The following is a 1525-nucleotide window of genomic DNA, read 5'->3' as shown; positions in this document are numbered from 1 at the left end:
CCCATGTGTCGGCCGCACCTGCGTCGGGCATTGCCACTGGCAGCGAAAGCAACTGGGGCGTGTCTTACGGCATTGGTGCCGAGTGGGCATTCACGCAGACCTTGTCAGCGGTGCTGCAGTGGGACGAGCATGACATGAAGTACCCTGGTGGGGGCAAGGAACGCATCAACACCACCAGCATAGGCCTGCGGTACCGCTTCTAGGCGTTGCGGCTGTAGCGTCAGCCATGCAGACCAAAAACTGCCCGCAGGCCTCTTCAGCCCTGCGGGCTTTTTCACGTTCGCCCCGCCCCCGCGCAGCCACTACTAAATTCATAGCTGCTCGCGCTTGCTGCCATTGGGTTTCAGGCACTATTAGCCAACTGACGGCGAGTGCGGCGCCAGCATCTCCTGCAATAGCCAGATTCCAGCGCGGCCCAAGGGCCGCTGGCGTGACCAGACCGCATCTACAGGCACCCTGCGGGGCCAGCCGCGCGCATCAAGCTCCACCAGCTTGCCGGCAGCAAAGCGCGTGACCATCCAGCGCGGGATGGCCGCCCAGCCAAAACCCAGCACCGCCAATTCCAGCAGCATGAGATGGCTGGGAGCAGACCATGTGCGGCCCGCCCTGGGCATTGCCTGGGCAAGCTCCAGGTAGGTCGCCAGGCGCAGCTCGCGGAAACCGGCCAGCCTGTCGGGCGTCACGTCCCTGAGGCTCGCCAGCGGATGGCCCACCGCCACAAACAGCGTGATCTCCGATTGTTCTGCAATCGTGGCCGAGCCGATATCCGGCGGGTATGCGCCCTGGGCGGCCACCACGCCAATGTCTGCCCGCCCCGTTTGCACCAGCGACACCAGGTCACCATGTTCGGCAATCAGGCATTCAAACCCGAGGTCTGGAAACCTGTTCTCAAACGCCAGAAGCATTTCTTCAAACCGGTCTGACTGGTAGGTATCGGACCAGACCACGCTGAGCCTGGGCTCAAGCCCACCGCCCAGTTGGCTTGCGGCGCGGTCAAGCCGGTCGCTGGCAGCCAGGATTTCCTGCACTTTGCCCAGCATGACGCGACCATGTTCGGTTAATGCCGGCTTTCGGCTGCTGCGGTCAAAGAGGTTCAGGCCGAGGTCGATTTCCAGGTTGGCAATCGCGCTGCTCACCGTTGACTGGCTTTTGCCCAGTTTGCGGGCTGCCGCCGAAAACGAACCCAGGGTCGCGGCCTCGGCAAAAGCGGTCAGGGCTTCCGGGGAATGACGCATGGCGGCCTTCTATCTATTTTTCAGATGGTTATTGATTTTAATATATCCAAAATAACGATTAAAATACCGTAAGGCCCAGAGGTACTTCACCTCAACGGGCGGCAACAAGACAGAAAGCGCCTTAATGAGCCTCCAAAAGTCCCTGAAAGAGCGGTTCTTCCATGCCTTGGGCTTTGAAGTCCTTGCCATCGCCATTTGTGCGCCGCTGGGCGCCTGGTTGCTCGGCTACCCGCTGGCGCATATGGGCCTGCTCACCCTGATGGTTTCGCTGATGGCGATGAGCTGGAACA

General features: G+C 61.0%; 3 protein-coding genes. 2 read left to right on the top strand and 1 reads right to left on the bottom strand.

What is annotated here, in order from left to right; all coding sequences use genetic code 11:
* A partial coding sequence (locus AC1D0Z_RS21495; protein ID WP_477660186.1) for an outer membrane beta-barrel protein occupies window positions 1–203 on the top strand: 203 nt, incomplete at its 5' end.
* A 150-nt stretch (window positions 204–353) separates the two neighbouring features.
* Here AC1D0Z_RS21495 and AC1D0Z_RS21490 read toward each other — a convergent pair.
* Complete coding sequence (locus AC1D0Z_RS21490) at window positions 354–1235, bottom strand: LysR family transcriptional regulator (RefSeq protein WP_477660185.1); 882 nt, start codon at window positions 1233–1235, stop codon at window positions 354–356.
* Window positions 1236–1359: 124 nt separating this feature from the next.
* On the opposite strand from AC1D0Z_RS21490, the gene AC1D0Z_RS21485 reads away from it, so the two are divergent.
* Window positions 1360–1525: chlorhexidine efflux transporter (locus AC1D0Z_RS21485; protein WP_477660187.1), on the top strand; the 166-nt coding region annotated here is incomplete at its 3' end.

Source organism: Polaromonas sp. P1_E3 (assembly GCF_056405935.1).
This window is presented reverse-complemented; position numbering and strand designations above follow the sequence as displayed.